15 protein-coding genes are annotated in these 16,027 nt (G+C 48.8%); 11 read left to right on the top strand and 4 right to left on the bottom strand.

The window, feature by feature from the left end:
• Window positions 1-72: 72 nt before the first annotated feature.
• The 3 genes from HMPREF3052_RS10960 to HMPREF3052_RS10950 form a co-directional block, all read right to left on the bottom strand.
• Window positions 73-1,002 (bottom strand): CobW family GTP-binding protein, encoded by a 930-nt coding sequence (locus HMPREF3052_RS10960; RefSeq protein WP_070749836.1) that lies wholly within the window; start codon window positions 1,000-1,002, stop codon window positions 73-75.
• Window positions 990-1,463 carry a Fur family transcriptional regulator gene (locus HMPREF3052_RS10955; RefSeq protein ID WP_070749835.1) on the bottom strand — a complete coding sequence of 158 codons (474 nt, stop codon included), beginning with the start codon at window positions 1,461-1,463 and terminating at the stop codon, window positions 990-992. Before HMPREF3052_RS10955 ends, HMPREF3052_RS10960 begins: the two co-directional genes overlap by 13 nt.
• A 113-nt stretch (window positions 1,464-1,576) precedes the next feature.
• Window positions 1,577-2,401 carry an SDR family oxidoreductase gene (locus HMPREF3052_RS10950; RefSeq protein ID WP_070633432.1) on the bottom strand — a complete coding sequence of 275 codons (825 nt, stop codon included), beginning with the start codon at window positions 2,399-2,401 and terminating at the stop codon, window positions 1,577-1,579.
• 132 nt (window positions 2,402-2,533) lie between these two features.
• Here HMPREF3052_RS10950 and HMPREF3052_RS10945 point away from each other — a divergent pair, with 132 nt between their 5' ends.
• Window positions 2,534-2,995, top strand: a complete 462-nt coding sequence (locus HMPREF3052_RS10945; protein WP_070749834.1) for a c-type cytochrome — start codon at window positions 2,534-2,536, stop codon at window positions 2,993-2,995.
• Between the two features lie 386 nt (window positions 2,996-3,381).
• Window positions 3,382-6,144 carry a TonB-dependent receptor domain-containing protein gene (locus HMPREF3052_RS10940; protein ID WP_070749833.1) on the top strand — a complete coding sequence of 921 codons (2,763 nt, stop codon included), beginning with the start codon at window positions 3,382-3,384 and terminating at the stop codon, window positions 6,142-6,144.
• 150 nt (window positions 6,145-6,294) lie between these two features.
• On the opposite strand, the gene HMPREF3052_RS10935 is transcribed toward HMPREF3052_RS10940, so the two are convergent.
• Window positions 6,295-7,491: an acetate kinase gene (locus HMPREF3052_RS10935; protein WP_070749832.1), complete on the bottom strand. Its 1,197-nt coding sequence runs from the start codon at window positions 7,489-7,491 to the stop codon at window positions 6,295-6,297.
• 235 nt (window positions 7,492-7,726) lie between these two features.
• Here HMPREF3052_RS10935 and HMPREF3052_RS10930 point away from each other — a divergent pair, with 235 nt between their 5' ends.
• From HMPREF3052_RS10930 to trxA, 9 genes are all read left to right on the top strand, one after another.
• The gene (locus HMPREF3052_RS10930) at window positions 7,727-8,032 is read left to right on the top strand and encodes an HLGFF motif protein (protein WP_003746064.1); all 306 of its coding nucleotides are present in this window, start codon (window positions 7,727-7,729) and stop codon (window positions 8,030-8,032) included.
• The gene (gene ccoS / locus HMPREF3052_RS10925; protein ID WP_003681462.1) at window positions 8,032-8,220 is read left to right on the top strand and encodes a cbb3-type cytochrome oxidase assembly protein CcoS; all 189 of its coding nucleotides are present in this window, start codon (window positions 8,032-8,034) and stop codon (window positions 8,218-8,220) included. The genes HMPREF3052_RS10930 and ccoS overlap by 1 nt, the downstream gene beginning before the upstream one ends.
• The gene (locus HMPREF3052_RS10920; protein WP_070749831.1) at window positions 8,217-9,533 is read left to right on the top strand and encodes an MFS transporter; all 1,317 of its coding nucleotides are present in this window, start codon (window positions 8,217-8,219) and stop codon (window positions 9,531-9,533) included. Before ccoS ends, HMPREF3052_RS10920 begins: the two co-directional genes overlap by 4 nt.
• A 322-nt stretch (window positions 9,534-9,855) precedes the next feature.
• Window positions 9,856-10,836, top strand: a complete 981-nt coding sequence (locus HMPREF3052_RS10915) for a DNA polymerase III subunit delta' (RefSeq protein WP_070749830.1) — start codon at window positions 9,856-9,858, stop codon at window positions 10,834-10,836.
• Window positions 10,837-10,846: 10 nt separating this feature from the next.
• Window positions 10,847-11,200 (top strand): PilZ domain-containing protein, encoded by a 354-nt coding sequence (locus HMPREF3052_RS10910; RefSeq protein WP_003682949.1) that lies wholly within the window; start codon window positions 10,847-10,849, stop codon window positions 11,198-11,200.
• Window positions 11,201-11,204: 4 nt separating this feature from the next.
• On the top strand, window positions 11,205-11,990 hold the full coding sequence (locus HMPREF3052_RS10905) for a TatD family hydrolase (protein ID WP_070749829.1): 786 nt from the start codon (window positions 11,205-11,207) through the stop codon (window positions 11,988-11,990).
• A 326-nt stretch (window positions 11,991-12,316) separates the two neighbouring features.
• Window positions 12,317-13,870, top strand: coding sequence for a fatty acid--CoA ligase (locus tag HMPREF3052_RS10900; RefSeq protein ID WP_070749828.1), 1,554 nt, complete (start codon window positions 12,317-12,319; stop codon window positions 13,868-13,870).
• Between the two features lie 81 nt (window positions 13,871-13,951).
• The gene (locus HMPREF3052_RS10895; protein ID WP_070749827.1) at window positions 13,952-15,517 is read left to right on the top strand and encodes an ABC transporter ATP-binding protein; all 1,566 of its coding nucleotides are present in this window, start codon (window positions 13,952-13,954) and stop codon (window positions 15,515-15,517) included.
• A gap of 125 nt (window positions 15,518-15,642) precedes the next feature.
• A complete protein-coding gene (gene trxA / locus HMPREF3052_RS10890; RefSeq protein WP_003681479.1) occupies window positions 15,643-15,975 on the top strand; it encodes a thioredoxin TrxA in 333 nt (110 codons plus the stop codon).
• Window positions 15,976-16,027: the final 52 nt, after the last annotated feature.

Here is a 16,027-nt window from a genome sequence, read left to right as displayed (position 1 = left end):
TTTAAAGGCCGTCTGAAACCGCTGACTTCAGACGGCATATAGTAACGGATTAATAAGCGTTTGGCCGATGATTTACTTCTCCAACGCCTCCTGCAATTTCTTCTCAATCAAATCCGCGTCAAACGATTTGGCAATCAATTCAAAGCGGGAATCACGGCGCCATGAAACTTGGTTTGCACCCCATTGACCGTCCACCCAGTTGAGCCACACCCATGTGCCGAGCACTTGGAACACGCCTTTGGCGCGGACGAGGCCGTCTGTAAATTTAGGCAGGTCGTTGAAGAAATCGGTCAGTTTTTCGCCGTCGAAATCACGTCCGGCAGGGAAAGTGAAGCCTTGAGACTGGAAGCCCATGGTGTTGTCCGGCAGGGCTTTGAGGCGGTAGCGCGATTTTTCGACAACGGGAATATCAAGCCATTGGATGTCGAGTTGCGCGTTTTGGACTTCAACCACTTTGGCTTTGGGCGGGAACAGTTTTGCCGCTTTGTCGTGAAATTCGGCAAGCTGTTCGGGGGTACATAAATCGGTTTTGCTGGCGACCAATACGTCGCAGATGCCGATTTGGTCTTTATACAATGCCTGCTGCGCGTAATCGGGGTTGATGAACTGGCGCGGATCGACGACGGTAAAGACAGCGCCGATTTCCAAAAGGCTGTCCAGCGGTTTGGCTTTCAATTCGTCGATAACGCTGGCGGCGTGCGCCAGACCGCTGGCTTCAATCATCAAGCGGTCGGGTTGGGCATCGCGCAGCATTTTTTGTACGGTCGTACCCATTTGCGCGCCGGCAGTACAGCACAAACAGCCGCCGGCGATTTCTGCCACGGGGATGCCGTTGTCGCTCAATACCGCGCCGTCAATACCGATTTCGCCAAACTCGTTGACGATGATGACCCATTTTTCGTTCGGGTCTTTTTGCGCCATCAGACTTTTGAGGGCTGTGGTTTTGCCTGTTCCGAGGAAGCCTGAAATCAGGTGGACTTTGGTCTTTTTTACTTCTGACATTTTTTACAAATTCCTGTTAAAACAACATGTTCTTCTTTTAATGAGAAACCGGTTTCGGCCACGCCTGCACGCAATGCCGCCCATTCTTGGCTCAAGGTCTGCTCATCCGCCGTACCGCATTCGGTACAAACCAAAATAAACGCGCTGTGGTGCGCTTCGGCTTCTTCGTAGTCATGGCAATGGTCGTTGCACTCATGCTGCGCGTGGCTGCACAAAATATAGCCGTTGACCGCCGCCACTTTGTGCAAAACGCCCTGCTCCGCCCAAAAATCAAGGGCGCGGTAGGCCGTCGGCGGCGCAACCACACCCTCGCTTTGCTGCTGCATCTGCGACAGAACGTTGTAGGCTTTAATCACGCCGCTTTGTTTCAAAACAATATCAAGCACTTGCTCGCGCAATGCGGTTACCTGCACGCCATCGCGCTGCGCTTGTTCTAAGATTTTTTGTTTGATTGCGTTCATAACTGAAACAGCCTTTCAGACGGCCTTGTTAATAAAAAATTACATTATAACGTGTTTGTTCAATTTCAGATAACAAAGAGGCCGTCTGAAATGTTCAGACGGCCTGATGCCGATTACTTAAACCAAGATTTAATTTTTCCAAACAAAGACATGCTTTGTTTTTCAAACGTTTCTTCCTTCACCGGAGCTGGCTCATCGCGGTAAACTTTCATGCCTGCAAAGGTCTGGGCAACCGGCATGATTTCGATGGAATTGACGTTCATCCGCGCCGGACGCTGATAGAGCCATAAAGCGGTATCGGCAATATCTTGCGGCTGGATAAACTCGACATTCTCATAAACCTCGGCCGCACGCTGATCGTCGCCTTTGAAACGGACGTTGGAAAACTCGGTATCGCCGCATAAGCCCGGTTCGATATTGGTAATGCGGATGTTTTTATCTGCCAATTCGGCGCGCAGGTTCATACTGAATTGGCGCACAAAAGCCTTGGTCGCGCCATAGACATTACTGCCGGAATAAGCATAACTGCCGGCAATCGAACCCAAATTGATGATGTAGCCCTGTTTGCGCGCTACCATCTGCGGCAAAATCTGGCGGGTCAGAAAAGTCAGGCCGATGATATTGGTTTGAATCATGGTTTCCCAATCGCCAAAATCGGCTTTATCGGCGGAATCCAGACCCAAAGCCAAACCTGCATTGTTGATCAGGCAATCGATTTCGGATAAATGCTCGGGCAGGCTGTTCAAAGCGTTTTGAATCGACTCCGTACGCGAAACATCCATTTCCAACGGGTAAAACTGCTCGCCCAATTCCTCTGCCAACTGCTGCAATTTGTCTTCACGCCTTGCCGCACCGATGACATGATAGCCTGCCGCGACAAAGGTGCGGCACATTGCCGCGCCGAATCCTGCCGATGCCCCGGTAATCAAAATTGCCATATCGTTTCCTTTCTATACTCGTTTCAGACTTGGGTTTAAGGTATGATAACGCCTTATCAGACGGCCTGAGCGTTTGGCCGGCTGATTCTAAATTTAACGATAATCATATCATCACAATAGGACACACTCCATATGAAAACCCGTTTTATCCCAGTTGCGCTGGCAGCCGTGGCGCTTACCCTTTCCGCCTGCGGCGGCAGCGGTGCGCCTTCCCAGCCTAAAGGCCCGATTTCCGAAGACCGTACGGCCGCATTCAAAACTATGATGCCTGAGTTTACCCGTATGGGCAAAATGGTCAAAGACGAAGAGCCTTACGACGTTGAGAAATTCAAACAAGCTGCAGCCACTTTTGCTGAAAACAGCAAAAAACCGTTCACCCTGTTTGAATCCGACCCTCAAGGCAACGGCCGCGCCCTGCCTGCCATCTGGACAGACACAGCCACATTCAAAGCCGAAGAAGAAAAATTCGTCGCAGCAGTTGAGAAACTCAACGCCGCCGCCCAAACCGGCAAACTGGAAGAAATCAAAGCCGCTTACGGCGAAACCGGTGCAACCTGTAAATCCTGCCACGACACATTCCGCGGTCCGGAATAAGGCTTAAAGCAATAAAGGCCGTCTGAAATATCATTTTCAGACGGCCTTTTCTTCAACTGCCTTCAAACCTTTCTATATCGACTTTATATTTTGCATTTCATGTTTTTTACCGGTTTCATTTGAAACCGACGGCTCAATTCACATATCACAATCAAATTTTCTTCTTTCGTCTGTTTAAATCCAATTAAATCTTCCCTCTTCCCTGCTAATAAAATTCAAATTCAGACCCGCTTTATCTTTTCAGCCATATTCATTATATGCGTTTGAGTTATCCCCTAAAACAAGAATCTGTTTTATTTTTTAATAAATAAAATTCATTATTAAAATATTTGTAAAGTTTAATAATATGTTATAAAGTAATGAACTTCGTTTCTGAGGTAACTATTATGAATCCGAATTTCAAATTAAACCTACTGACATTATCTTTACTGGCTATAACAAGTATCGCACACGCAGAAGACGAGGTTTCAACTCAAGAGCTTGATGAAATTCAAGTCAAAGGCAGACACATTGCCAAAGAGAAAAAAGTTTTTACCGAAGGCCAAGCCAAAAGTTCGCGTGAACGCGTTTATCAATCCAGCGAAAACATCGATACCATCGTTCGGAGCATGCCCGGCGTTTTTACCCAACAAGACAAGGGATCGGGGGTATTGGCGGTCAATATTCGTGGCGATAGCGGTTTGGGACGCGTCAATACGATGGTTGACGGCGTCACCCAAACCTTCTATTCCACTTCTGCCGATGCCGGACGCAGCGGCAGCTCTTCGCAATTCGGTACGGCACTGGATCCCAATTTTATTGCCGGCGTGGATGTAACCAAAGGCAGTTTCTCGGGTGCCAACGGCATCAATGCCTTATCCGGTACAGCCAATTTCCGTACTTTACGGGTAGATGATGTGGTACACGGAAACAATACCTTCGGCCTTTTGACCAAAGGATTGACCGGCACAAACAGCACCAAAAGCAACTTTATGGCAACCGGAGCGGTACAAAAATGGTTTGACAGCGGTGCACGCCTTGGCGCGTTATATGGCTACAGCCACCGTAATGTCGAGCAAAACTATAAAGTGGGCGGCGGCGGTCAGCGTATCGGCAATTTTGGCGAAGAATATTTGGACCGTAAAAAACAAGAATATTTTGAAAGCAACTTATTAAAATTCGACCAAGGGCAAAATCGTTGGGTTCGCGACTTTTCCAAGCGCAACGCAGCCGGTAAAAGCTATTGGGACTACCCTTTCTCCAAAAAATATAACGATCCTGAAGTTTTGCAAAGAGAATATGTCGATGATTTGGAAAGAGGCTGGAAAGAGAATTTGGCACCGCAATGGGATCTGACTCCAATCGATCCTACCAGCCTGCAACAACGCTCAAACAGCCATTTGGTCAAAGTGGAATACGAAAATGACAACAACAAGCTGGACCTTCAGCTTCGTACCATGAACAACCGCATCGGCAGCCGCAAAGTAGAAAACCGCAACTACCAAGCCAATTACAATTTAAACATTGGCGATTATGTCGATTTAAACGTATTGGCCGCCCATAATCTGGGAAAACAAAAATATCCGAAAAACTCACGTTTTTCGGGATGGGGGCTGCTTGATTATTTGGAAACCAAAAACACAGCCAATCTTTTGGATATCAACAACAGCTTTTCTTTCAAACTTCCCCAAAAAACAGATTTAAAAGCCACCGTCGGTTTCAATTTCTTTAAAAACCAATACAGTAAAAACCGCTTTCCGGAAGAGCTGAGCCTGTTTTACAACGGCCCGGATCAAGATGCCGGCCTGTACAGCTTTTTAGGCCGCTTCAAAGGTGACAAAGGAATATTTCCTCAGAAATCAACCATATTGCAACCTTCAGGCCAGCAAAAATTCAATACGTTCTATTTTGATACTTCCTTGAAAAAAGGCATTTATCAATTGAATTACAGCGCCAATATGGTCAACTACCGCTACAAAGGCGAATATACCGACTACTTCAATACCCAAGAAGACTTTAAAAAAGCATTTGGAGAAGATTCTGAAATTTATAAACAGCATTGCACGCCAAGCTGCGACCTTTACGAACCGGTTTATACCAAATCCGGTAAAAAGCATGCGGTAAACCATTCGGTGGCATTAAACATCAATGTCAACGACTACTTTATGCCGTTTATCAGCTATTCGCGTACGCATAGAATGCCGAATATTCAAGAAATGTATTTTTCACAAATCGGCGACTCGGGCGTCAATACCGCCCTTAAGCCGGAACAGGCCAATACTTACCAAATAGGCTTCAATACCTTCAAAAAAGGGATTTTCAAGCCAGACGATGTATTAGGTTTCAAACTGGTCGCCTATCGCAGCAGGATAAACAACTATATCCACAATGTTTATGGCAAATGGTGGGATTTGGATAAAGCACCCAGCTGGGTAACCAGTACCGGCCTGAAATACTCTATCCAGCATCGAAACTATGCCAAACCTGTCCATAAAAATGGTTTGGAAGTGGAAATGAACTATGATTTCGGCCGCTTTTTTACAACCCTGTCTTACGCATATCAAAAAACCAACCAACCGACCAATTATAGCGATGCCAGCGAATCGCCCCGCAACTCTTCTAAAGAAGACCAAATCAAACAGGGCTACGGCTTAAGCAAAATTTCACGCCTACCCCGAGATTACGGTCGGTTTGAATTAGGGTCCCGATGGTTGGGCAACAAATTGACCGTCGGCGGCATTATGCGCTATTACGGCAAAAGTACACGGGCGACTACTGAGGAGGAATTTGTTGACGGTACAACCGGTGACAATACCTACTCTTCATGGAAAACGGGCGGAAGGGTGATCAAAAAAACAGAAAGCATCAACAGACAGCCGCTGATTTTTGATTTCTATGCCAATTACGAACCGAAGAAAAACCTTATCCTTCGTTTCGACATTCAAAATGCGTTCAATAAGCGCTATATCGATCCTTTGGATGCCGCAAATGATGCCGCAACCCAGCGCTATTTCAGCGTATTTGAAAGAAAAGGCGGTTTAGATGATGAGGAAGTCGAATGCGATGCCAACGGTTTATGCAATGGCAAATATGGCGGTACGACACGCTCCGTCTTGAACAACTACGCACGAGGCAGGACTTTGCTGTTTACCATCAGCTATAAGTTCTAAACCTATCCGTCAGCATTCTTAATATTGCACTGGTTAAAAAGCCGGTAAACATAATGTTTGCCGGCTTTTTTCAATATGTTCTCAAAATTTTCTTCATCTATACACGATAAAAAAACCTGCCCTTTCGGGCAGGTTTTCAATAATGACGGATTACAGGCCGCTCAGACGGGCAGTATCGTGTGCAATCATCAATTCTTCGTTGGTAGGAATCACAACGGCAACAGCTTTACTGTCGGCAGTGGTAATTACACCGGCATTACCGAAGCGGGCTTTCAGGTTGGCTTCTTGGTCGATGTACAGACCGAGGAAGCCCAAGTAGCCCAATACGCGTTCGCGAATGATGTCGGAGTTTTCGCCGATGCCGCCAGTGAATACCAATGCGTCCAAACCGCCGGCTGCTACTGCCATGCTGCCGATATATTTAGCTAAGCGGTAGATGAAGATTTCCAGGGCCAGTTTGGCACCTGCGTGGCCGTTGGCAGCTTCTTCTTCGATGGTACGGCAGTCGTTAGACAAACCGGAGATACCGAGCAGGCCTGATTTTTTGTTCAGCATGTCGGTAATTTGGGCGATGGTCATGTTTGCGTTTTCAGCCAAGAAGCTGAAAACTGAAGGGTCGATATCGCCGCTGCGGGTACCCATTACCAAGCCTTCCAGCGGAGTCAGTCCCATGCTGGTATCGCGTGATTCGCCATTGGCGACGGCGGTAATAGATGCACCGTTACCCAAGTGGGCAATGACCATGCGCAGGTCTTTTTTGTCTTTACCTAGGAAGCGTGCAGTTTCGTCAGAAACGAAGCGGTAGCTGGTACCGTGTGCACCATAACGGCGCAAGCCGTATTTTTCATACAATTCATGTGGAACAGCATATTTGTAAGCGTGTTCAGGCATGGTTTGGTGGAATGCAGTGTCGAATACGACAACGTTCGGCAGGCCTTTGAAGATGCTTTGTGCGGCACGCAGACCCAAAAGGTGCGCGGGGTTGTGCAGCGGAGCGAGCGGGATACATTTTTCGATGCCGGCGATGACTTCGTCGTCAACGAGGATGGATTCGCTGTACAACTCGCCGCCGCTGACAACGCGGTGACCGATGGCGCCGATGCGGCTGTCGAGGCCGTGGGCTTTGAGTTCTTCCATCAGGGCTTCAACTGCACCGGTGTGGTCGGGCTTGGCAGACAGGTCGACTTTGTGTTTTTCGCCGTTGAATTTGAAGGTGATGTAGGCATCAGGCAGATTGAGTTTTTCTGCCAGGCAGCTCAGCAATACTTCGCCGCTGTCGTTATCCAATACGGCACCTTTGAGGGAAGAGCTGCCGCAGTTCAAAACCAAGATTAATTTTTGTGTCATTTTATGCTCCTTGAGGTTTCAGACGGCATTTTTTGTCGGGACCTTACTGCTGCTCCGGCTATGTTGCACCCTTGTGGGACGTAGTGGGTAGCGGTCTGAACAGATTAACAAAGTAAACGCCGTATTCTAACAAAAAATGTAATCGGCTGCTTGACTTAATATTTGATGTAAAATGGACGGAATTTTATTTTAGGCCGTCTGAAAAAAATGACGGCGGTTTTGAAGATTTCCCGATATGCATTATTTCAGTATCCACACTCAAGACGGTGAACACGCCGGATTTTTTATTATGTTGGCAGACGATGAATCACAAAATCCGCCACAAAGCGGACGCTTCGCAATCAAGTTGCAAAGCGAAGATGCAGCCGCAGCGGCGGTATTGTCTCCTTTTGAGCAAACCGATATCCCACAATACTGGCGCGTGGTTAAAGACCGTATCGAATTGTTTTTCGACGATAAAAATATCGGCGCGTTGCGCAACGAATACCTGACCATCAGCGGTAAAACCTTTATCCTGACCGATTTGACCGGAGCGATGTAATGGAAAGTATGTTTATCCTTGTCCCCATCAGCATTATTTTGGCCTTTATCATCGGCTGGTTTTTCTGGTGGTCGGGTAAAAACGGACAGTTTGACGACCTTGAAGGACCTGCGCACCGCATTTTGATGGACGACGACTCCACTGAAAAACTGATCGAAAAAGACGAAGACAAAGAATCCAAACAATGAGCCTTAAAAAAGATAATCTGAATTTCCACACGACCCGCCGTTTTGCGCCGCTCTTTGGGACGCAGTTTTTGGGCGCGTTTAACGATAATATGTTTAAAACCGCATTATTCGTGATGATCAGTTTTTACGGTTTGGGCAAAAACAACTTGCTGCCGCCCAGCCAAATGCTAAACTTGGGCGCAATGCTGTTTATCCTGCCCTACTTCCTGTTTTCCGCGCTCTCTGGGCAGCTGAGCAACAAATTCGATAAAGCCGTTTTGGCGCGTTGGATCAAGCTGTTGGAAATCATCATCATGGCAGTGGCGGCGTATGGCTTCTACATCCAATCCGCACCTTTGCTTTTAATCTGCCTGTTTTGCATGGGCACGCAATCGACCTTGTTCGGTCCGCTGAAATACGCGATTTTGCCCGATTACCTCAACGACAAAGAACTGATTATGGGCAACAGCCTGATTGAATCGGGTACGTTTATCGCCATTTTGCTTGGCCAACTTTTGGGCACGGCAGTCGCAGGCGTTCCGCCGTATATTGTTGGCGGTTTGGTATTATTGGTCGCCGTCGGCGGCACGATGACCAGCCTGTTTATGCCGTCTGTACCCGCTAAAATGCCGGACACAAAAATCGAATGGAACATCATCAAAGGCACGAATTCACTGATTCGTGAAGCGGCGGCCGATCGTCCCGTATTCACGTCCATCATCGGTATTTCATGGTTTTGGTTTATCGGCTCGGTTTATACCACCCAACTGCCGACGTTCACGCAAATCCATTTGGGCGGCAACGATAATGTGTTCAACCTGATGTTGGCGCTGTTCTCCATCGGCATTGCCATCGGCTCGGTGTTATGCGCCAAACTCAGCCATGAGTGCCTGATTTTGGGCTTGGTTACCATCGGCACTCTGGGTCTGACCGTCTGTGGATTATTGCTGGTGTGGCTGACCCACGGCCAACGCTTTACCGAATTAAACGGCATTATTTGGTTTTTATCACAAGTCCAAGCGTATCCAATTATGCTGGTGATGTCGGCTATCGGCTTTTTCGGCGGCTTCTTCTCCGTACCGCTCTACACTTGGCTGCAAACCGCCAGCAGCGAAACCTTCCGCGCCCACGCCGTCGCCGCCAACAACATCATCAACGGCGTGTTTATGGTATCGGCCGCTATTTTGAGCGCGGTTTTGCTGATGTTGTTCGACAGTATTACGCTGCTGTATTTGATTGTTGCCGTGGGTAATCTTCCGTTGATTGTTTACCTCATCAAACGGGAACCAAAATTTATCGGGGATTTGACCGCTTTGTTGAAAATCAGCAAATAAGGCCGTCTGAAATGTATCCCCACCATGCACATTTTCACTGTTCAATCGCGTGGACAGCTTGTGCATAAATCAGATTACTGTCTGATTTAAAATTAAAAAACACATCTGCCTAAATTTTAAGCACAATTTCACCTCAAAACAAAATGCACATTTTCCCCAAACAAGCGTGTGCAAAGGCTGTGAATAAGTCAGCTTAATAGTTGATATTTCAAAGTAAAAATATATTTAATTAATTTTTAGGCAGTTTATTAAAGGCCGTCTGAAACCTTTTTCAGACGGCCTGAGAGTATAATAACCACCTACCTTATAGTTCCCAAACGATATGATTTATCCATGGCATGAAACCCAATGGCAACAGCTCGCCGCCCATTGGCAAAACCGTCCTAACGCCTGGCTGTTTACCGGCAAAGAAAATACCGGTAAAACCGAGTTTGCCCGCTTTGTCGCGCAGGCATTGCTGTGCGAATCGCCCAAGTCCGGTCATGAACCCTGCGGCGAGTGTGCTTCGTGCCATTTGTTCAGCCAAAACACCCATCCCGACTTTTACGAACTCACGCCGGAAATTCCCGAAGGCGAGGCAACGGGACGCAAACTCCTACAAATCAAAATTGATGCCGTGCGCGATATTGTGGAAAACATTTACCTGACCGCTGTCCGCGGCGGCCTGCGCGTAGTATTGGTGCATCCGGCTGAAAGCATGAATACACAGGCAGCAAACGGTTTGTTGAAAGCTCTGGAAGAGCCGCCGCAACACGTCGTTTTCCTGCTCGTTACCCATGCGCGCGACAAACTCCTGCCCACCATCAAAAGCCGTTGCCGCCAGATGGTACTGCCCTCGCCTACCCATGCGCAGGCTGCGGCATATCTGCGCCAACAGGGCGTGGAAAATGCCGAAGCCTTATTAGCATTCCACAGCGGCGCTCCTTTATTCACGCCGACTCCCGAATTGGACGCATTACGCGAAGAGTTGCTGACACTGCTGACTGCCCCGCGCCTGTTGGCCATACTCGACTACGCCGCCGCGTTCGACAAACAAAAGCAACCGCTGGCCGTTTTCATCGACTGGCTGCAAAAGTGGCTGATGGATGTCGGCTTGGCACAACAAAACATGGCGCCGCTTTATTATCCGCACCATGCCCAAGCCCTGCTTCAGACGGCCTCTAAAACCGATTCACGCAAGCTGTTTGCCCTATTGAGCCGTCTGAACGCGCTCAACCCTTACGGATACCATACCTTGAGTGTTAAAATGCAGCTTGAGTATCTGCTTATCGAATATTTAGATTTTTGGCAAAACAAACCCTAACAGGTAATAAATGATGAATAAAAAAGACATTCCGGCGAAGATGTTGGCCTTGCAACTCAAAGACCCCAATCTGCTGTACAACTGCTATATGCCGTTTTTAGAACACGGCGGCCTGTTCGTACCGACCGATGACGTATTCTCCCTAGGCGAAGACATCCTCTTGGCCGTAGAAATCGCCGACTATCCCAAACGCTTCCTGCCCACCAAAGTCGTTTGGATCAATCCGGCGCGCACTTCAGCCCACCGTCCCAAAGGCGTAGGCCTTGCATTCTCCGAACACGAAAGCTGCCTGCAGGCCAAAAATCTGATTGAAGCCGAGCTTGGCCCGCGCCTGCGCAGCGACCGTACTACTTTTACCCTGTAATACCATGTATTTAATCGATTCACATTGCCATCTCAACTTTGACGGCTTAAAAGACCGCCTGCCCGAAGTCTTTGCCAATATGGAAGCGCAAAGCGTCAAGCAGGCGCTTGCCATCAGCGTCAGTAAACAAAGTTTTGCCGAAGTCTTCGACATTGCTCAGGCAAACGACCACATCTACTGCACCATCGGCATACATCCCGACAGCCAAGAAGCGGAAGAATTTACCATTGCCGAAATGGTAGAAGCGGCCAAACATCCGAAAATCGTCGGTATTGGCGAAACCGGCTTGGACTATTACTGGTGCAAAGGCGATTTGTCATGGCAACATCAACGCTTTGCCGACCATATCCAAGCCGCCAACGAAAGCGACCTGCCCGTTATCGTCCACACGCGCGATGCAGCCGAAGACACGTTGCGGATTTTAAAAGAATGCCACACCAACTCCGGCGTGATTCACTGCTTCTCTGAAGACGTCGCCTTTGCCAAAGCCGCTTTGGATTTGGGCATGTATATCTCCTTCTCCGGCATTGTGACGTTTAAAAACGCGCCGCTGATACAGGAAGCCGCCAAATACGTCCCTGCTGATAGAATCTTGGTAGAAACCGATGCGCCTTTCCTCGCGCCAGTTCCCAAACGCGGCAAACAAAACGAGCCTTCCTACGTCCGCTATACGGCCGAGTTCTTAGCCAATCTGCGCGGCGAGAGCTTGGAAACATTAGCACAAAACACCAGCGACAATTTCTATCGCCTGTTTAAGAAAGTACCCGATGGCCGTCTGAACAACGGCTAGGTCTAGAGCCTCTAACATTGGCTCTGCCTAACCGTCAGCCGGGCTCTGCCTCAAACACAGCGGTAAACTCGAAATGATCCGAGACAGAAACGAAAACAAAATCAGCTTGTACTATCTTCCGAACGGCCAGACTTTTGAAGAATGGGAATATTCCCATCAACACAATAAATAATTTTAAATTCAAAATATTGCTTTCCTAAGCCCAGCAAAGCTCAAGGCCGTCTGAAAGTATTTTCAGACGGCCTCTTGCTTATTTTACCGATAGGATGTAAAACCTATCCTTCGAAATAAACGGTTCATCGAAACCGTACATCAATCGACACAATATGGACACAAACTCCGAAATGCACACCCACCCTAATTTTTACGCTATGCTGACTGCAGCCTGCCAAAAAAACGGTAAAGGCACGGTCATTTTCAACGACAAAGAAAAAATCAGCTATTCCTCCCTCAAACGCGAAGTAGAAACCGTCGCCGCCTATTTGCAACACGAAGGCGTACAATATGGCGACAGGGTCGCCCTTGTCGTTTCCAACTCTCCCGAATTTATTGCCGCCTATTTCGCCATTACTTCCATCGGCGCGGTAGCCGTCCCACTCAACGTCTTTTTGAAAAGCGAAGAATTTTCCTACATCCTTAATGACTGCGGCGCACGCTTTATGTTCGCCTCCGCGCCGTTGGCCAAAGAACTCAAAAACATCAAAGCCAAAACCAAAATCAATAAAATCATCTGGATTGGTGAAACCAACGCCGCCAGTGGCGATGACAGCTATTTCGATGCCGCGCGTACATTCCCCGGCAAGCCGAATCTGAGCCGTCAGCCGTCAGCCAACGATTTGGCGCACATTATCTACACCTCCGGCACAACCGGCCACCCCAAAGGCGCATTAATCAGTTACAGCAACCTGTTTTTCAACCTTTCGGGTATAGAACAAATTTTCCAAATTTCGCAAAAAGACCGCTTTGTCGTCTTCTTGCCCATGTTCCACAGCTTTACGCTGACCGCCATGGTTTTACTGCCGATATATCAAGCCTGCTCGATTATTTTGGTCAAATCCGTTTTCCCGTTCTCCAATGTGTTGAAACAGGTTTTGCTTAAACGCGCCACCATTTTCCTCGGCGTACCAGCTATTTACACTGCCATGAGCAAAGCCAAAATCCCTTGGTATTTCAGATGGTTCAACCGCGTCCGCCTGTTTATCAGCGGCGGCGCGCCTCTGGCCGGACAAACCATTGACGACTTTAAAGCCAAATTCCCGCGCGCCAAATTGCTGGAAGGCTACGGCTTGAGCGAATGCTCGCCCGTTGTGGCCGTCAATACGCCCGAACGCCAAAAAACCGCCAGCGTCGGCGTCGCCCTGCCCGGCTTGACCGTGAAAGCCGTCGATGACGAATTGATCGAAGTGCCGCGCGGCGAAGTGGGCGAACTCATCATCAAAGGCGGCTCGGTGATGCAAGGCTACCTCAATATGCCTGACGCCACAGATGAAACCATTGTCAACGGTTGGCTGAAAACCGGCGACTTCGTCACCATAGACGAAGACGGCTTCATCTTCATCGTCGACCGCAAAAAAGACCTGATTATCTCCAAAGGCCAAAACGTCTATCCACGCGAAATCGAAGAAGCCATTTACAAACTCGAAGCTGTGGAAGCCGCCGCCGTAATCGGCGTGAAAGACCAATACGCCGATGAAGAAATCATTGCCTTTATCCAACTCAAAGAAGGCATGAAGCTGGAAGAAGCCGAAGTCCGCAGCCACCTGCGCGGCCTGTTGGCAAACTTTAAAATCCCCAAACAAGTCATCTTCCAAGACGAGCTGCCGCGCAATGCCACCGGCAAAGTGTTAAAACGCAAACTCAAAGAACAGTTTCAAGACTAAACCGCTGTTTCAGACGGTCCCTTGATTCATGCAGGCCGTCTGAAAACCTGTCATCAACAAACTTTTCAGACGGCCACGACCATGACGACACCTATACTCGAAATCGAAAACCTAAACGGCTCCTTTCCGAGCAAGCAAGTCCTGCACGATATCAACCTGACCTTGCAACCCGGCCGCAAACTGGCATTGGTCGGCGAGAGTGGCAGCGGCAAAACCGTATTGTCGCAAGGCATTATGCGCCTCAATCCGATGGTTACCTTTGAAGGCAGTCTGAAATATTGCGGAACCGATCTGCTGACCCAGCCCGAACGCGCCCTGCAAAAACTGCGCGGCCGCGAAATCGGCATGGTGTTTCAAGAACCCATGACCGCCCTTAACCCCGTCATGCGTGTCGGCGAACAAATCGCCGAAGTCCTGTCCCTGCATTTGGGTTTGGATAAAAAACAGGCATGGGCGCGCGCTATCGAACTCCTGGACGAAACCGGCATCCACCAGCCCGAGCAAAAAGCCCAGGCCTACCCTTTCCAACTTTCCGGCGGCCAACGCCAACGCGCCATGATTGCCATGGCCGTATCAGCCCAGCCCAAGCTTCTGATTGCCGACGAACCAACCACCGCTTTGGACGTTGCCGTTCAAGCCCAAATCCTCGACCTGCTCTCACGCCTGCAGGAAGAACACGGCATGACCATGCTCTACATTACGCACGACTTGAACCTTGTGCGCCGTTTTGCCGACGATGTCGCCGTTATGCGTAACGGCCGTATCCTCGAAACCGGCAAAGCAGCCGAAGTCTTTGCCAATCCGCAGCACGAATACACCAAAATGTTGCTCAACGCCGGCACAACGCGACGCGTGGCTCCTTTGCCTGAAAACCCTGCCACCGTCCTTAAGGCCGAACAAATCGCCTTCTCCATCAAAGAATCAGACGGCTGGTTTAAGAAACGCGACAAAACCATTCTCAACCCCATTTCTTTCGATCTCAAATCGGGGGAGACATTGGGCATCATCGGCGAAAGTGGTTGCGGCAAAACCACGCTGGCAAAAGCCGTTATGCACCTTATCGATTCCGAAGGTAGCCTGAACATCAACGGCGAGCCATGGAAACGCGAATTGAGACGCGAAATCCAAATGGTGTTCCAAGACCCGTTCGGCGCATTCAATCCGCGCATGAACGTCTTTGATACCGTTTCCGAAGCCTTGCGCGTTCACGAGCCAAGTATGCCGCGCGAAGAAATGCGCCGCCGCGTCGAAGAAGTCCTCAAACAAGTCGGCCTACCCGAAGATGCACTCGAACGCTATCCGCACGCATTCTCCGGCGGCCAGCGCCAACGCCTCGCCATCGCCCGCGCCATCATTGTCCGCCCAAAAATCCTCGTATTGGACGAACCAACCAGCGCGCTTGATGTCCAATGGCAACAACAAATCCTTGAATTACTCAGCAACCTGCAAAAAGAATACGGCCTCGCCTTCATCATCATCAGCCACGACCTCGCGGTTATCCGCGCCATTTCCCACCGCGTGATGGTGTTGAAAGACGGCAAAATCGTTGAAGAAGGCGAATGCGAAAATGTGTTTGCCAATCCAAGCAGCGACTATACGTGCCATTTGATTGCACACTCCGGCCACATGGTTCAAGAGGCCGTCTGAATCTTTAAGGATTACGATAGACGCATTTCAAAAAAACTATTGCCGGGTGGCGGCACTTGAAATTTTCCCTGTCTGCCACTATTCTGAACAACATCTTTATTAATCCCGATTTGAAAGGAAATAACATGAGCAGCGAATTGATTATCCACGCCAGCGATGCCAGCTTCGAACAAGACGTTTTGAAATCCGACGTACCTGTATTGCTGGACTTCTGGGCACCATGGTGCGGCCCTTGCAAAATGATTGCCCCAATCTTGGACGACATCGCCTCCGAATTCCAAGGCCGTCTGAAAGTCGTTAAAATCAACATCGACGACAATGAAGCCACTCCTGCCAAATTCGGCGTTCGCGGCATCCCTACCCTGATGGTGTTCAAAAACGGTGAAAACGTTGCAACCAAAGTCGGCGCATTGGCTAAAGGTCAACTGACTGCATTCGTTGAAGCCTCTATCGCTTAAGGCTTTAAGCATATAAAAAGGCCGTCTGGAAATTGTTTTCAGACGGCCTTTT

This window comes from Neisseria sp. HMSC056A03, from assembly GCF_001815685.1.
GTDB classification, from domain to species: domain Bacteria; phylum Pseudomonadota; class Gammaproteobacteria; order Burkholderiales; family Neisseriaceae; genus Neisseria; species Neisseria subflava.
Note: the sequence above shows the minus strand (reverse complement) of the source record. Positions and strands in the feature narration are given on the sequence as shown.

Coding starts and splice junctions, on each gene's coding strand:
- HMPREF3052_RS10960 (WP_070749836.1), bottom strand. CDS start 1,002: ATGTCAGAAGTAAAAAAGACCAAAGTCCACCTGATTTCAGGCTTCCTC.
- HMPREF3052_RS10955 (WP_070749835.1), bottom strand. CDS start 1,463: ATGAACGCAATCAAACAAAAAATCTTAGAACAAGCGCAGCGCGATGGC.
- HMPREF3052_RS10950 (WP_070633432.1), bottom strand. CDS start 2,401: ATGGCAATTTTGATTACCGGGGCATCGGCAGGATTCGGCGCGGCAATG.
- HMPREF3052_RS10945 (WP_070749834.1), top strand. CDS start 2,534: ATGAAAACCCGTTTTATCCCAGTTGCGCTGGCAGCCGTGGCGCTTACC.
- HMPREF3052_RS10940 (WP_070749833.1), top strand. CDS start 3,382: ATGAATCCGAATTTCAAATTAAACCTACTGACATTATCTTTACTGGCT.
- HMPREF3052_RS10935 (WP_070749832.1), bottom strand. CDS start 7,491: ATGACACAAAAATTAATCTTGGTTTTGAACTGCGGCAGCTCTTCCCTC.
- HMPREF3052_RS10930 (WP_003746064.1), top strand. CDS start 7,727: ATGCATTATTTCAGTATCCACACTCAAGACGGTGAACACGCCGGATTT.
- ccoS (WP_003681462.1), top strand. CDS start 8,032: ATGGAAAGTATGTTTATCCTTGTCCCCATCAGCATTATTTTGGCCTTT.
- HMPREF3052_RS10920 (WP_070749831.1), top strand. CDS start 8,217: ATGAGCCTTAAAAAAGATAATCTGAATTTCCACACGACCCGCCGTTTT.
- HMPREF3052_RS10915 (WP_070749830.1), top strand. CDS start 9,856: ATGATTTATCCATGGCATGAAACCCAATGGCAACAGCTCGCCGCCCAT.
- HMPREF3052_RS10910 (WP_003682949.1), top strand. CDS start 10,847: ATGATGAATAAAAAAGACATTCCGGCGAAGATGTTGGCCTTGCAACTC.
- HMPREF3052_RS10905 (WP_070749829.1), top strand. CDS start 11,205: ATGTATTTAATCGATTCACATTGCCATCTCAACTTTGACGGCTTAAAA.
- HMPREF3052_RS10900 (WP_070749828.1), top strand. CDS start 12,317: ATGGACACAAACTCCGAAATGCACACCCACCCTAATTTTTACGCTATG.
- HMPREF3052_RS10895 (WP_070749827.1), top strand. CDS start 13,952: ATGACGACACCTATACTCGAAATCGAAAACCTAAACGGCTCCTTTCCG.
- trxA (WP_003681479.1), top strand. CDS start 15,643: ATGAGCAGCGAATTGATTATCCACGCCAGCGATGCCAGCTTCGAACAA.